The sequence below is a fragment of the Oleiphilus sp. HI0043 genome, from assembly GCF_001634935.1.
In genome coordinates, this window is the sequence record NZ_LWEY01000217.1 from 1 (window position 1) to 895 (window position 895).

Sequence of the window (895 nt, forward strand, 5' to 3'; positions counted from 1 at the left end):
TATCAGGCCATTATGCTAACACTGGACACACCACTACAAGCACCCAGCCACCAAACACTACGATCCGGCTTTCAAATGCCGAAAGAATTACAGCCAGTCAACCTAAGTGACTACCCAAATAACGGCGTTCAAAGCGCTGGAGCAGCCGGCATTTTCCAGCAGCATGTTCAAAAGGCTGTTTCACTCGAGCTGCTTAAGAAAATCATTGCGATCAGCCATGTCCCGGTATGGGCAAAAGGCATTATGAGCACTGAAGATGCTACTTACCTAAAAGATCTAGGCATCGCAGGGATCGTCGTGTCAAACCATGGCGGCAGAGCCCTGGATGGCGTACCCGCAAGCTTGACGGTACTACCCGACATTCGCCAAGCCTTGGGTGATGACTACCCGATTCTTTTTGACAGTGGCATTCGTAGTGGTGCCGATATATTCAAAGCCATTGCCCTAGGCGCTGATGCCGTTCTGATTGGACGTTTGCAAGTCTATGCCTTAAGCATTGCCGGTGCCTTAGGTGTCGCTCACCTGATCAAGCTACTCAAAGAGGAGCTTGAATACACCATGGCGATGACGGGCTGTCGTACAATCCAAGAAATTCGTCATGCAAACCTTAGAAAGCTGGGGACTCCTTTATGCTAATCGTCATTCCCAAAGTGTTATCAAGCGAAGAAGTGAAGCAATTCCGAAGTGCCCTGGATAAATCCTCGTGGCGTGATGGCAGCCAAACCGCCGGTGGCATCGCTATTCACGTCAAACACAATCGTCAACTCGATGACCTGGGCGACACCGCTCAACAACTGGGCCGTGAAATTCTGCGCAAGATATCTCAACATCCTGTTTTTATCTCTGCGGCACTGCCTGACAAAATCTTCCCGCCAAAATTTAATTGCTACGGAGA

1 protein-coding gene and 1 pseudogene are annotated in these 895 nt (G+C 49.6%); both read left to right on the plus strand.

The genetic code is table 11. From position 1 onward, the window contains the following. On the plus strand, nt 1-636 hold a 636-nt coding region (locus A3729_RS03495; protein WP_197475525.1), incomplete at its 5' end, for an alpha-hydroxy acid oxidase. Further along, nucleotides 630-895, plus strand: a pseudogene (locus A3729_RS03500) (PKHD-type hydroxylase); the annotation flags it as partial. The gene A3729_RS03495 and the pseudogene A3729_RS03500, both read left to right, overlap by 7 nt.